Genomic DNA, 12965 nt, shown 5'->3' with positions numbered 1-12965 from the left:
GGCGGCGACTAGGGTGGCCGCGTGAGCGAGACGCCTCTGCTGGTCCGCGACGTGCCCGAGGAGGCGCTCCTCGCCCGGATCTTCCCCCTGCTGCCCACGGCCCCCTCGACGCTCGTCGGGCCGGGGGACGACTGCGCGGTCGTCGCCGCGCCCGACGGCCGCTACGTCGTGTCCACCGACGTCCTCGTCGAGGACCGGCACTTCCGCCGGCGCTGGTCGACGGGCTACGACGTCGGCCGGCGCGCCGCCGTGCAGAACCTCGCCGACGTCGTGTCCATGGGCGCGCGCCCCGCGGCGCTCGTCGTGTCGCTCGTCATGCCGGGCGACCTGCCCGTCGACTGGGTCACCGGGTTCGCGCGCGGGCTGGCCGACGCGTGCACCCCGCTCGGTGCCGCGGTCGTGGGCGGCGACCTGTCCGGAGGGGACCAGGTCGTGGTCGCCGTGACCGTCCACGGGGACCTGGAGGGACGCGAGCCGGTGCTGCGCGGCGGAGCCCGGGCGGGTGACGTCGTCGCGCTCGCGGGGACGCTCGGGCGGTCCGCCGCGGGTCTCGCGCTGCTCGACGCCGGTCGCGCGGACGTCGACGACGCGCTCGTCGCCGCCTACCTGCGTCCCGACCCGCCGCTCGCCGCGGGCCCGGTCGCGGCCGACGCCGGGGCTACGGCGATGATGGACGTCTCGGACGGCCTGCTGCGGGACGCGGGGCGGGTCGCGCGGGCGAGCGGCGTCGTCGTCGACCTGGACCCGGCTGCGCTCGACGCCGACCGTGCCCGGCTGCGGGACGCAGGCGCCGCGCTCGCGGGCGACGGGACGGAGCTCGTCGACGGGTGGGTCCTGTCCGGGGGAGAGGACCACGGTCTGCTCGCCACGTTCCCCGCGGCGGCGTCGCTCCCGGCCGGGTTCCGGCCGCTCGGCACGGTGCGTCCCGCGGGTGACGACGGCCCGGGCGTGCGCCTGGACGGCGCGGTGCCGCGCCGGTCGTCGGGGTGGGACCACTTCCGCGCCTGAGCGCGGGCGTCAGCTCCGGCGGTAGCGGACGGCGGTGAGGTCCTTGCCGCCGATGTCGTCGCGGCGCTCGACCCCGTCCGGGCTGAACCCGTGCCGGCGGTAGAACCGGCGCGCGCGCTCGGCGTCCTCGAGGACCCAGAGCGTGACGGTGGTGCCGGGGCCCACCTCGCCGAGCATGGTGCGCATGAGGTCGCGCGCGACGCCGCGGCCCCAGGACTCGGGGTCGAGGTAGATGGCGTAGATCTCCAGGTCCCCGGGCTCGGCGTCCTCGTCGCGACCGGGGCCGAGGGTGGCGAAGCCGATGGTGCGGCCGTCGGCGTCGGCGAGCCAGGTGCGTGCCCCGGCGGTGCCGAGGCTCTGGACCCAGTGCTTCTCACGCTGGTCGTGGTCGAGGGAGGCGAGGTACTCGTCCGGCACGATGCCGGCGTACGCGCCGCGCCACGACGCGATGTGCACGGCCGCGATGGCGCGCGCGTCCGCGGGACCGGCCGGGCGGATCGTTACCTCGCTAAGTTCCGTCACCATGAACAAAGACTGCCACCCGGGCGGGGATACACCAAGCCCGTTTGTCCGGATCCTCAGGAGATCTTCGGAGCTCGGGCGTCCGGCGACCGGGGCCGCAGACGACGAGAGCGCCCGCCGGGGACCGGCGGGCGCTCTCGTGGAGGAGTCGCGCGACTCAGGCGGGGCGGGTGACCTTGCCGGCCTTGAGGCACGAGGTGCACACGTTGAGGCGCTTGGGCGTCCCCGCGACCACGGCGCGCACCCGCTGGATGTTCGGGTTCCAGCGGCGCTTCGTGCGGATGTGGGAGTGCGAGATGCTGTGCCCGAAGCCCGGGCCCTTGCCGCAGACGTCGCAGTTGGCAGCCACGGTTTCTCCTGATCGTCGTGCACGTCGCGCACGCAGCGGCGACGTCCTGAATGGTCTGTAGGGTGTCCGGCCCGGTGTCCCTCGGCGGCTCCTCGACGATGTCGAGGGCGCGCGAAGCACCCGGGCAACCTCGTCAGGGTAGCCGATCCGAGGCCCTCAGCTCAAACCGGGTCCGCGTCGCACGGATCACGCCGGAGCCGGGGCGGCTCGCCCCACGACCGGGGGCCGGGTTGACTACCGTGGTCCCGACGACCGCCGGGTCGTCCGACCCGCCGCGCGCGGCCGGGCCGTCCCCCAGCGTACGAGGAGCCGTCCCGACGTGAGCCCCGGAGCCGACGTGGTCGACGCCGCCGTCGTCGTCGCGTGGGGTCGTGGCGGTGTCCACGCCCTCGCCCAGGCGCGCGCGTCGCTCGACCGCGTGAACGTCTTCCCCGTGGCCGACGCGGACACCGGCACGAACATGTACCTCACGCTGCTCGACGCCGTGCGGGCGCTGCCTGCGGGCACGGCGGACGCCGCGGGCCCGGCGGGCGGCGCGGGCGACGTCCTCGTGCGTCTCGCGCGCGGGGCGCTCGTCGGGGCGCGAGGCAACTCCGGCGTCATCCTCAGCGAGTACCTGCGCGGGCTCGCGCTCGAGCTCGCCGAGCACCGGACGGTCTCGGGGGCGGCGCTCGCCGTCGGCCTGGACCGCGCCGCGCGCACGGCGCGGGGTGCCGTCGCGCGCCCGGCGCCGGGCACGATCCTCACCGCGGCGGACGCGGCGGCCCGCGCGGCCGCGGACGTGGTCACGGACGGCGACCCCTCGCCCGGTGCCGTCGCCGCGGCGGCGCGGGACGGCGCCCGGGCCGCGGCGCTGCGCAGCACCGACGAGCTCGACGCGCTGGCACGGGCGCAGGTGCTCGACGCCGGGGCCCTGGGACTCGTGCTCGTGCTCGGCGCGCTCGTCGCGGCGCTCGACGAGCGGACCGGCGGAGCGGACCGCACGCAGCTCGACGAGCCGGGCCGCGGGACCGTCGACGCACGCCTCGACGAGCCCGGCGCGGCGCCGGTGACCCCCGCGCCGGTCGTGTCGGAGGTGCTGGGCATGATGTCCGGCATGACGCCGGTCACCGGGTCGTCCGTGGGGGCGGCGTCGGGGACCGAGGCCGCGCACGAGGGGGCGAGTTCGAGGTGATGTACGTGGTCGACCTGCCGGGCGGTGCGCTCGCGGGCGCCGTGGGCGCGTCCGCGGCACCGGGGGAGCGGCTGCGGTCCGACCTGTCCCGGATCGGGGACTCCGTCGTGGTCGTCGGCGGCGCGGGCGACGACGGGTCAGGGCTGTGGCAGGCGCACGTCCACACCGACGACCCGATGGCGGCGGTCGTGGCCGGACGGGCGGTGCTCGCCGACGCCCAGGGCCGCGCGTCGCGGGAGGGAGCGGGGGCGCTCGTCGCGCTGCGGCAGGTCCGTCTGCGCCACTTGCCGGGGGCGCACGGGCACGGCCATCTTCCGGAAGCGGCGGGCGTCACGGCGGACGGCGGCCCGTCGGACGAGCCGGGGCTCGTCGCGGTGACCAGCTCACCGGGGCTCGTCGCGGACCTCGCGCGCGCGGGCGCTGTCGTGCTCCTGCGCGACGAGCCCGGTGCCCCCGACCTCGCCGCGCTGCACCGCGTCGCCGTCGACGCGCGCGCGGCGCACGTCGTGGTGCTGCCCGGCGGCGACCTCCCCGAGGAGGACGTCGCGACGCTCCGCGCGGCCCTGCGCGAGGACGGCGTCGAGTCGCTCGAGGTGCTCGCGGCCCCGACGGACCTGCACGTGACGGTCGCGCTCGCCGCCGCCCAACTGGTCGACGGCCCCGGACGCGTGCACGCCGTGCGGTCCGCTCTCGCCACGGTGCGCACGTCCCGGGCGTCGGCGGCCGGGACGGACGACCCCGAGGCCGCGCACCGGCTCGTCGGGCTCCTGGAGGGCCTGCTCGAGCGTCCCGCCGAGGTCGTCACGGTCCTCGCGGACGACGACGTCCCCCTCCCGGCGCTCGACGCGCTCGCCCCCGCGGCCGCCCGCGCCGGGGCCGAGCTCGTGCTCCTGCGCTCGGGCCGGGACGGCGGCACGGTCGCGGTCGCCGCGGAGGGCGTCGTCGTCCACCACGGCACGGACGAGGCGGTGGGCGCATGACGGACCGGCTGGCCGAGCCGCTGACCCGCGCCGTCGGGACGCGCAGCGCGGGGCCGCTCGCGAAGCTCGGCCTCGAGACCGTGGGCGACCTGCTGCGCCACTACCCGCGCCGTTACGGCGACCCCGGCCGTCTCACGGACCTCGGCGGGCTCGCCCTCGGCGAGCACGTGACGATCGTCGCCCAGGTCCGCAGCGCGACCGTCCGGCGCATGCGCAACCGCGCGGGCGCCATCCTCGAGGCAATCGTGACGGACGGCCCGCAGCAGCTCTCCCTCACGTTCTTCGCCAAGAGCCCCAACGTGCTGCGCTACCACGAGCAGCGGCTCGCGCCGGGGCGGCACGGCCTGTTCACGGGCGTCGTCGGCCTCTACCGGGGCACGCGCCAGCTCACGCACCCCGACTACAAGATCATCGGCATGGACGACGACGCCGAGGACGCCGAGAGCGCCGTCCTCGAGGCGAGCAGGCCGATCCCCATCTACCCCGCGAGCGGGAGCATCCCGAGCTGGAAGATCCAGCCGGCCGTGCGGACGGTTCTCGACCCGCTGCGCGAGGAGGACGTCCCCGACCCGCTGCCCGACGCCGTCCGCGAGCGGCGCGGGCTCGGTACCCGGCTCGAGGCGCTGCGCGACGTCCACGAGCCGTATGACGAGAAGCAGTGGCGGCGCGGTCGCGACCGGCTGCGGTACGAGGAGGCGTTCGTCCTCCAGGCCGCGCTCGCGCAGCGGCGTGCCCGGGCCGCCGCCGAGCCCGCGACCGCCCGCCCGCCCCGGCCGGAGGGCGAGCCGGGCATCCTCGCGGACTTCGACGCGGCGCTGCCGTTCACGCTCACGCAGGGACAGCGCGAGGTGGGCCGGGAGATCGCCGACGACCTCGCGCTCGCGCGCCCCATGCAACGGCTCCTCCAGGGCGAGGTCGGCTCCGGCAAGACCGTCGTCGCGCTGCGCGCGATGCTCCAGGTGATCGACGCCGGCGGCCAGGCGGCGCTCCTCGCGCCCACCGAGGTGCTCGCCGCGCAGCACGCGCGGACCCTGCGGGCGCTCCTCGGGCCGCTCGCCGAGGGCGGGTTCCTCGGGGGCGCCGACCACGGGACGCGCGTCGCGCTCCTCACCGGCTCGCTCGGCGCCGCGGCGCGCAAGGAGGCCCTGCTCGACGCCGCGAGCGGCGCGGCGGGGATCGTCGTGGGCACCCACGCGCTGCTCTCCGAGCACGTGCAGTTCGCCGACCTCGGGCTCGTGGTCGTCGACGAGCAGCACCGGTTCGGCGTCGAGCAGCGTGACGCCCTGCGGGCGAAGGCCCGCACCTCCCCGCACCTGCTGGTCATGACGGCGACGCCGATCCCGCGCACCGTCGCGATGACCGTGTTCGGCGACCTCGAGACGTCGTCGCTCACGGAGATCCCCGCCGGGCGGGCGGGCATCACGACGCACGTCGTGCCCGCCGGGAACCCCACCTGGATGGAGCGGACGTGGGCGCGCGTGCGCGAGGAGGTCGACGCCGGGCACCGCGCGTACGTGGTGTGCGCCCGTATCCACCCGGACGAGCCGGACGCCGACGCGGGCGGGACGGGGGACGACGACTTCGACGACGTCCCGGACTTCCTGCTCGACCCCGAGGCGCCCGACGCCGTCGAGCGGGCGCCGCTGCGCGCCGTGCTGGAGGTCGCGGAGGAGCTGCGCGCCCACCCGCGGCTCGCCGGGCTGACGGTCGGCGTGCTGCACGGCCAGATGCCGCCGGCCGAGAAGGACGCCGTGATGGCCGACTTCGCGTCGGGAGCGGTCCAGGTGCTTGTCTCCACGACGGTCGTCGAGGTCGGCGTCGACGTCCCGGAGGCCACGGCGATGGTCGTGCTCGACGCGGACCGGTTCGGCATCTCCCAGCTCCACCAGCTCCGCGGGCGCGTCGGGCGCGGGTCGGCGGCCGGGCTGTGCCTGCTCGTCTCGACCGCGCAGCCGGGCACGCCCGCCGCGACGCGCGTCGAGACGCTCGCGCGCACGACGGACGGGTTCGAGCTCGCCACCGTCGACCTCGAGCTGCGCAGCGAGGGCGACGTCCTGGGCGCCGCCCAGTCGGGGCGCGCGAGCTCGCTGCGGCTCCTGCGCGTCGTCAAGGACGCGGACGTCATCGAGACCGCGCGGGCGGACGCGGCGGAGGTCGTCGCGCAGGACCCGGACCTCGCGGACCACCCGGCGCTCGCCGCCGCGATCCGCGAGCAGCTCGACCCCGAGCGCGAGGAGTTCCTCGAGCGTGCGTGACGGCGGGGCGCCGCGGTGTCTGCGTAGGGTGGGCGCGTGACGAGGATCGTGGCGGGAACAGTCGGTGGGCGCACGCTGCAGGTCCCGCCCCGCGGCACGCGACCGACGAGCGAGCGCGTGCGAGAGGCGATCTTCTCCCGGCTCGAGCACCTCGGCGTCGTCGACGACGCGCACGTCCTCGACCTCTACGCGGGCTCCGGCGCGCTCGGCCTCGAGGCGGCGAGCCGCGGCGCGGCCGACGTCACGCTCGTCGACTCCGCGCGGGTCGCGGCCGACGTCGCCCGACGCAACGTCGCCGCCCTCGGCCTGTCGAACGTGCACGTCGTCGCGCAGCCGGCCGAGGCGTTCGTCGCGGGCGTGGCGGCGGCCGCGGCGCAGCGGTCGGCGGTCGGGGACGCGGCCGGAGCGGTCGGGGCGCCGACCCCGGGGCGGGCGGTCCACGGCCCCTTCCACCTCGTGCTCGTGGACCCGCCCTACGACGTGACGGCCGAGGCGCTCGAGCGCGTCCTCGCGCACCTCGCCGTGCCCGGCGTGCTGGACCCGGCCGCCGTCGTCGTCGTCGAGCGCTCGACGCGCACGCCCGAGCCGACGTGGCCCGCCGGCTGGGAGCTCGTCGCGCACAAGGACTACGGCGAGACCGCGGTGTTCTTCGTCGGCCCGGAGCTCCCCGACGACGCATAGCCCGCCGCCCACCCGTGTCCGGCCCCACGTCCCGGTCGACCAGGTGGTTCTGGCTCGTCCGGGTCGGCTGACGCACCCGGACCGCCTGCTCGGCCTGCCGGGACCGCCTGGTCGGTGGGGGCGTCGTGCCCAGCCCTGTGGCTCGCGGCGGCAGTCTCCGGTCGGCCGCGAGGCCGGAGGGGTCAGGCAGTCGGGGCTCGGGTCTCGGCCGGGGCGAGGGCGCCGACGGGCACGGTCGCGAGGGCGGCGGGGTCGTCCGGGTCGACGAGGCGGACGCGGTCCCCGCCTGCGGCGTCGAGCAGGCGGCGGGTCGCGGCGTCGTCGGCGAGCGTGCCCTCGCTCTCGCGGAGGTTCTCCGCGAGGAAGGCGCGCAGCGGCGCGGCCGGGACGTCGTCCTCGGCGGCGTGCGGACCGAGGGGGAACGACACGAGGAGGAGCGCGGGCACGCGCTCGCCGCCCGGGCCGTCGCCGGGCTGGAAGTAGGGGAGTGCCAGGACGCGCGCCCCGAGGCGCGCGTAGAACCGGAGCCGCGCGACGGGGTCGCCGTGGGCCTCGCTGCCGGTGTGGTGCGCGGGGTGCTCGACCTCGCCCACGACGACGAGCGGGTCGAGCGCGCGCCAGTCGTCGAGCGCGGTGGTGACGAGACGACGGCCCACGCCGCCGCCGCGGCGTCCGGGGGCGATCGCGAGGTAGAGCACGAGGAGGACGCGCGCGTCGGCGAACCACTCGCCGACGACGCCGGCGACGACGCGGCCGTCCTCGACCACGCCGAGGCTGCGCAGCCGCCCGCTCGCGTGGGCGTCGAGCAGCTCCTGCTCGTCGACGAGCTCGGCCGGGGGGAACGACGACACGAGGACGTCGCGGTGCAGCGAGCGCAGCAGCGCGGGGTCGGTGAGCGGGACGACGGCGGGGGAGGTCACGTCGACCATCGTCGCGCCCGACGCCGGTCGGCGCGCGCCCGGCCGCGCCGCCCAGGTCCGGCGGCCCCCGTGTACTACCGTGACGAGGTGACCACAGCCGTCTGTCCCGGGTCGTTCGACCCGATCACCCTGGGCCACCTCGACATCGTCCGCCGTGCGCGCGCCCTCTTCGACGAGGTCGTCGTCGGCGTCGCGCGGAACGCGTCGAAGTCGGCGCTCCTGAGCGTCGACGAGCGCGTGGACCTCGCGCGGTCCGCGGTGCGGGACGCGGGGCTGGACGGCGTCCGGGTCGAGGTCGTGCCGGGGCTGCTCGTCGACTTCTGCCGCGACGTCGGTGCGACGGCGGTGGTCAAGGGCCTGCGCGGCGGTGCCGACTTCGACGCGGAGCTGCCGATGGCGCTCATGAACCGGCACCTCGCGGAGGTCGAGACGGTGTTCGTCGCGGGCGACGCGGCGCTCCTGCACGTCGCGTCGTCGCTCGTGAAGGACATCGCGCGGTACGGGGGACCGGTGGACGACCTCGTCCCGCCGGGGGTGGGCGACGCCGTCCGGGCGGCGCTGGCACGGACGCAGGGGACCAGCAGGTGAGCACGACGGGAAGGACCGGGTACGTGAGCGAGCAGCAGGACCGACGGCCGACGCACGAGGACCGCGCGGGCGAGGAGGCGCAGGTCGGGTTGAACGCGATCCTCGACGACCTCACGCACCTCGTCGAGTCGGCGCGCACGATGCCGATGTCCGCGTCGGTGCTGGTGCACAAGGGCGACGCCCTCGCGCTCCTGGACGAGCTGCGGGGCGCGCTGCCGGAGCAGCTCGCGCACGCGGACGAGGTGCTCGCGCAGGCGGACGCCGTGCTCGAGGACGCGCACCGGCAGGCGGAGGAGATCCTCACGACGGCGCGCGCCCGGGCGATCGAGCTCGTGCAGACGGAGCAGGTGGTGGTCCAGGCGGAGGCGCGCGCCCGCGACATCGTCGACGAGGCGCAGGAGGCGGCGGCCGTGCTGCAGCGCGACGCCGACGACTACTGCGACCGGCGGCTCGCGGACTTCGAGGTGGACCTCGGCAAGCTCCTCGCGCAGGTCCAGGCCGGCCGGGCGAAGCTCGCGGACCGGCTCGGCGACCGCTTCGGCGACGCCGACGAGTCGCCGTTCCCGGCGACGATGCGCGAGCGCGGCGGGGAGCGCGCGGCCCGCTGACGGGCGTGCCGGTCGCCGGGCCCGACGACCGTCGCGGTCGCCACCGCGAAGGTGGCGACCACGGCGTCCGGTGACGTAAGATCGATGTTTGGCTCGTCGCGTCACGCGTCGACCCGTGCCTGGCAGCCGCCGTCGAGCGGTCGCCGGCCCCCGACCATCGTTGACCACCGTCCGCGGGCACCCACGCCTGCGGGCTCCGATCCTGGAGCGCACCATCACCGCCGAGAAGACGTCGCCGCTCGTGCTCGACACGCACGAGCTCGGTCGGCGACCCGGGAGCATGCTGACGGTCCGCCGGACCGTCCCCGCGCCGGCCGACCTCGGGACCGCCGTCATCGGCATCCCCGAGGGCAGCGAGCTCGAGTTCGACCTGCGTCTCGAGGCCGTCATGGAGGGTGTGCTCGTCTCCGGGACGGTGACGGGGCGCGCGGTCGGGGAGTGCGTGCGCTGCCTCGACACGGTGCACGAGGACGTCTCGGTCGAGCTCGGCGAGCTGTTCGCCTACCCGGAGCGCGCGAAGGCCGCCGAGGAGTCGGGTGACGACCTGGAGGACGCCGAGGACGTCTACGAGCTGGACGGCGACCTCGCGGACATCGAGCCCGCGCTACGGGATTCGGTCGTCACTGCACTACCATTCAGTCCGGTGTGCCGAGCGGACTGCCCGGGGCTGTGCTCCGAGTGCGGTGCGCGCCTGGCGGACGACCCGGGCCACACCCACGAACTTGTCGACCCTCGGTGGTCGGCGCTGGAGAGCATGTTCGACACCTCGAACGTGTCCGACGAGACGAAAGAGAGCTAGCCGTGGCTGTTCCGAAGCGCAAGATGTCGCGCAGCAACACCCGTGCGCGTCGTTCGCAGTGGAAGACGACCGCCGCGAACCTCACCACCTGCCCGCAGTGCAAGGGCGACAAGCTGTCGCACGCGGCGTGCCCGACGTGCGGTACCTACAAGGGCCGCCAGTACGCCGAGGCGCTGCGCACCGAGCACGCAGGCTGAGGCGCGTGGCACCGGCTGCACCGGCATCCGGTCTTCTCGAGAAGCTCGGGGTCCATCTGGACCCCGAGCTTCTCGTGCTTGCGCTCACGCACCGGTCGTTCGCGCACGAGAACGGCGGCATCCCCACGAACGAGCGTCTCGAGTTCCTCGGTGACACCGTCCTGGGCCTCGTCGTCACGGAGACCCTCTACCGCCGCCACCCCGACCTGTCCGAGGGCGAGCTCGCCAAGATGCGGGCCGCGACCGTCTCGCAGAAGTCGCTCGCCGCGATCGCGCGCCGGCTCGGCCTGGGGCAGTACGTGCTGCTCGGCAAGGGCGAGATCCGCACGCGCGGCAACGACAAGGACTCGATCCTCTCCGACACGGTCGAGGCGATCATCGGCGCGGTCTACCTGAGCCACGGCCTGGAGCCGGCCCGCGGGCTCGTGCTCGGGCTCGTCGAGCCGACGCTGTCGGCGGCGGCGGGTCTGGGCGCCGGGCTCGACTGGAAGACGTCGCTCCAGGAGGCCGCGGCCGCGGCCGGGCTGAGCGCGCCGTCGTACTCGAGCGACGCCGTCGGGCCGGACCACGCGCGGGTCTTCACGTCGTACGTGCACCTCGACGGCCGCCTCTACGGCACGGGCAGCGGGACGGCGAAGAAGTACGCCGAGCAGGAGGCCGCGGAGCGCGCGTACCGCGCGCTCGCGGCGGAGCAGGCCGAGCGCGAGGCGGCGTCGGCGGCCTCGCCGGTCGCGGCCGAGGACGCCGGTGCCTGAGCTGCCCGAGGTCGAGACCGTCCGCGACGGTCTCGCCCGCCACGTCGTGGGCGCCCGCGTCGTCGACGTGGAGGTGCTGCGCGACTACAGCGTGCGGCGCCACGAGGGCGGGCCGGCGGGCTTCCGCGACGAGCTGCTCGGTCAGCGGCTCGGCGCCGCGGTGCGCCGCGGCAAGTTCCTCTGGCTCCCGCTTGAGCCCGCCGCCGGGTCCGACGACGGCCCCGCCGCCGCCCTGCTGGCCCACCTCGGGATGTCGGGACAGCTCCTCGTCCGCTCCGGCGTCGCGCTCGCCGACCGCTCGCCGCACCTGCGGGTGCGCGTGGTGCTCGAGCACGACGACCGCACCGCGTACGGTGCGCAGGCGCTCGACTTCGTCGACCAGCGCACGTTCGGGCACCTGTCCGTCCAGGACCTCGTCCCGACGCCCGACGGCGCCCCCGGCGGCCTCGGCTCCGACCTCGCCGCGGTCCCGGCGCCGGTCGCGCACATCGGCCGGGACCTGCTCGACCCGTCGCTGCGGCGCGACGACGTGGTGGACGCGATCCGGCGTCGTCGGACGGGCGTCAAGCGCGCGCTGCTCGACCAGACCGTCGTGTCCGGGGTCGGCAACATCTACGCGGACGAGGCGCTGTGGCGCGCCCGGCTGCACTACGCCCGCGCGACGGACACGCTGCGCCGTCCCGAGGCGCACCGCCTGCTCGACGCGGCGGCCGAGGTCATGACCGAGGCCCTCGCGCAGGGCGGCACGAGCTTCGACGCGCTGTACGTCAACGTGAACGGCCAGTCCGGCTACTTCTCGCGGTCGCTCGCCGTGTACGGGCAGGAGGGCGAGCCGTGCCCCCGGTGCGGCACGCCCGTCCGGCGCGACGAGTTCATGAACCGCTCGTCGTACACGTGCCCGCGGTGCCAGCCGCGCCCCCGCAACGGCCGCTGGTAGACCCCGGAAGCGCCCCCTCAGCGGGGGACGACGTTGCGGAGCTCGCGGCCCGCGCGGACCGCGTCGAGGTTGGCGTTGACGAGCTCGGACGCGCGCTGGGGCCGGTTGCCTGCGACGTGCGGCGTGAGGACCAGGCGCGGCGCGTCCCACAGGGGTGACTCCGTGGGCAGGGGCTCGGACCCGGTGACGTCGAGCGCGGCGCCGCCGAGGCGCCCGTCGTGCAGCGCGGCGACGAGCGCGTCCTCGTCGACCGTGGCGCCGCGGCCGACGTTGACGAAGACCGCGTGGTCGGGGAGCTGGTCGATCCGCGCGGCGTCGAACGCGTGCCGCGTCGTGTCGAGGGCGGGCAGGAGCGAGACGAGCACGTCGGTCGAGGCGAGCACGTCGGGGAGGTCGTCGTCGGTCACGACGGGGAAGCCGTGCCGCTCGCCGCGGCGGCTCGCGACGCCCGTCACGTCGGCGCCGAGCGCCGCGAGCAGCGGCGCGAGGCGGGCGGCGATCGAGCCGAAGCCCCACACGGTCACGCGTGCGCCGTCGAGCGTGTAGCGCGCGGCCGTCGCCGGGTCCGCCTGCGCCTGGTTCACCGCGGTGTCCCACCGGTGCTCGCGCTGTGCCGCCCCGAGCACGTCGAGCCGACGCACGACGGCGAGGACCAGCGCGAGCGCGTGCTCGGCGACGGGGCCGTCGTGCAGGGACCGGCCCGAGGTGATCGTCACGTCCGGCCCGAACCCGGCGGCGAGCACGGCGTCGGGGCCCGCGGCGAGCGTCTGGACCCAGCGCAGGCGCTGGAGCCGCGCCGCGGCGTCGGCGAGGTTCTCCGCGGAGCCGCCCCACACCACGAGCACCTCGGCGTCGGCGTCCTCGGGGCGGAACGGGGCCGCGGCGTCGTACACGACGACCTCGTCGTCCGGGCCCGCGTGCACGTCGAGGGCGATGGTGCCGGGCACGAGGATCTTCACCGCTGCTCCTTGAGGTCGTCCGTGTCGTCGTCACGGCCCTCGCGCTGCGCGGGACGGGCCGCCTCGCGAACGTATCACCGCGTCCGAGCCGCCACCGAGCCGCGCTCGCGCCACCTCTGAGCAGGCCCGGCGCCGACCCCGTGCCGGTGCGGCGCCCGGTCCGCGACCTGGTCGCGCCCCGGACGACTCCCCAGGCGCGACCTGCGTCGCGGCGATATGTTCGCGGTGTTCCG

General features: G+C 76.3%; 15 protein-coding genes. 11 read left to right on the top strand and 4 right to left on the bottom strand.

The features are described 5' to 3' along the window. Nucleotides 1-21 precede the first annotated feature (21 nt). Nucleotides 22-1008, top strand: a complete 987-nt coding sequence (locus tag BJP59_RS10970; protein WP_194520938.1) for a thiamine-phosphate kinase — start codon at nt 22-24, stop codon at nt 1006-1008. Nucleotides 1009-1017: 9 nt separating this feature from the next. Here the strand turns inward: BJP59_RS10970 and BJP59_RS10965 are convergent, their stop codons facing one another. Together BJP59_RS10965 and rpmB are read right to left on the bottom strand one after the other, a co-directional pair. Then, nucleotides 1018-1533, bottom strand: coding sequence for a GNAT family N-acetyltransferase (locus BJP59_RS10965; protein WP_021483587.1), 516 nt, complete (start codon nt 1531-1533; stop codon nt 1018-1020). Between the two features lie 154 nt (nt 1534-1687). Beyond that, a complete protein-coding gene (gene rpmB, locus BJP59_RS10960) occupies nt 1688-1879 on the bottom strand; it encodes a 50S ribosomal protein L28 (RefSeq protein WP_024840757.1) in 192 nt (63 codons plus the stop codon). Nucleotides 1880-2198: 319 nt separating this feature from the next. Between rpmB and BJP59_RS10955 the strand changes: the two genes are divergently transcribed. Genes BJP59_RS10955 through BJP59_RS10940 form a run of 4 tightly spaced genes read left to right on the top strand, consistent with a single transcriptional unit; the run spans nt 2199 to nt 6969 of the window. Next, a complete protein-coding gene (locus BJP59_RS10955) occupies nt 2199-3053 on the top strand; it encodes a DAK2 domain-containing protein (protein WP_194520937.1) in 855 nt (284 codons plus the stop codon). A gap of 5 nt (nt 3054-3058) precedes the next feature. Beyond that, nucleotides 3059-4033 (top strand): hypothetical protein, encoded by a 975-nt coding sequence (locus BJP59_RS10950; protein ID WP_194520936.1) that lies wholly within the window; start codon nt 3059-3061, stop codon nt 4031-4033. Beyond that, complete coding sequence (gene recG / locus BJP59_RS10945; RefSeq protein ID WP_194520935.1) at nt 4030-6288, top strand: ATP-dependent DNA helicase RecG; 2259 nt, start codon at nt 4030-4032, stop codon at nt 6286-6288. Before BJP59_RS10950 ends, recG begins: the two co-directional genes overlap by 4 nt. A gap of 36 nt (nt 6289-6324) precedes the next feature. Further along, nucleotides 6325-6969 carry an RsmD family RNA methyltransferase gene (locus BJP59_RS10940; protein WP_194520934.1) on the top strand — a complete coding sequence of 215 codons (645 nt, stop codon included), beginning with the start codon at nt 6325-6327 and terminating at the stop codon, nt 6967-6969. Between the two features lie 182 nt (nt 6970-7151). Here the strand turns inward: BJP59_RS10940 and BJP59_RS10935 are convergent, their stop codons facing one another. Continuing rightward, nucleotides 7152-7889: a GNAT family N-acetyltransferase gene (locus BJP59_RS10935; RefSeq protein WP_194520933.1), complete on the bottom strand. Its 738-nt coding sequence runs from the start codon at nt 7887-7889 to the stop codon at nt 7152-7154. Between the two features lie 87 nt (nt 7890-7976). Here BJP59_RS10935 and coaD point away from each other — a divergent pair, with 87 nt between their 5' ends. The 6 genes from coaD (at nt 7977) to mutM (ending at nt 11773) form a co-directional block, all read left to right on the top strand. Beyond that, nucleotides 7977-8477 (top strand): pantetheine-phosphate adenylyltransferase, encoded by a 501-nt coding sequence (gene coaD / locus BJP59_RS10930; RefSeq protein WP_086151247.1) that lies wholly within the window; start codon nt 7977-7979, stop codon nt 8475-8477. Between the two features lie 23 nt (nt 8478-8500). Then, a complete protein-coding gene (locus BJP59_RS10925; RefSeq protein ID WP_228485008.1) occupies nt 8501-9085 on the top strand; it encodes a hypothetical protein in 585 nt (194 codons plus the stop codon). A 280-nt stretch (nt 9086-9365) separates the two neighbouring features. Next, nucleotides 9366-9884, top strand: a complete 519-nt coding sequence (locus BJP59_RS10920) for a YceD family protein (RefSeq protein WP_194523024.1) — start codon at nt 9366-9368, stop codon at nt 9882-9884. 2 nt (nt 9885-9886) lie between these two features. After that, nucleotides 9887-10081, top strand: a complete 195-nt coding sequence (gene rpmF / locus BJP59_RS10915; RefSeq protein ID WP_021482203.1) for a 50S ribosomal protein L32 — start codon at nt 9887-9889, stop codon at nt 10079-10081. Nucleotides 10082-10086: 5 nt separating this feature from the next. Then, a complete protein-coding gene (rnc, locus tag BJP59_RS10910) occupies nt 10087-10836 on the top strand; it encodes a ribonuclease III (protein ID WP_051028283.1) in 750 nt (249 codons plus the stop codon). After that, the gene (gene mutM / locus BJP59_RS10905) at nt 10829-11773 is read left to right on the top strand and encodes a bifunctional DNA-formamidopyrimidine glycosylase/DNA-(apurinic or apyrimidinic site) lyase (protein ID WP_168944353.1); all 945 of its coding nucleotides are present in this window, start codon (nt 10829-10831) and stop codon (nt 11771-11773) included. The genes rnc and mutM overlap by 8 nt, the downstream gene beginning before the upstream one ends. A gap of 17 nt (nt 11774-11790) precedes the next feature. On the opposite strand, the gene BJP59_RS10900 is transcribed toward mutM, so the two are convergent. Further along, nucleotides 11791-12732 (bottom strand): NAD(P)-dependent oxidoreductase, encoded by a 942-nt coding sequence (locus BJP59_RS10900; protein WP_194520932.1) that lies wholly within the window; start codon nt 12730-12732, stop codon nt 11791-11793. Nucleotides 12733-12965 lie beyond the last annotated feature (233 nt).

This window comes from Cellulosimicrobium sp. JZ28 (assembly GCF_015327065.1).
Classification (GTDB): Bacteria; Actinomycetota; Actinomycetes; order Actinomycetales; family Cellulomonadaceae; genus Cellulosimicrobium; species Cellulosimicrobium funkei.
This window is presented reverse-complemented; position numbering and strand designations above follow the sequence as displayed.

Coding starts and splice junctions, on each gene's coding strand:
- BJP59_RS10965 (WP_021483587.1), bottom strand. CDS start 1,533: ATGGTGACGGAACTTAGCGAGGTAACGATCCGCCCGGCCGGTCCCGCG.
- recG (WP_194520935.1), top strand. CDS start 4,030: ATGACGGACCGGCTGGCCGAGCCGCTGACCCGCGCCGTCGGGACGCGC.
- BJP59_RS10920 (WP_194523024.1), top strand. CDS start 9,366: ATGCTGACGGTCCGCCGGACCGTCCCCGCGCCGGCCGACCTCGGGACC.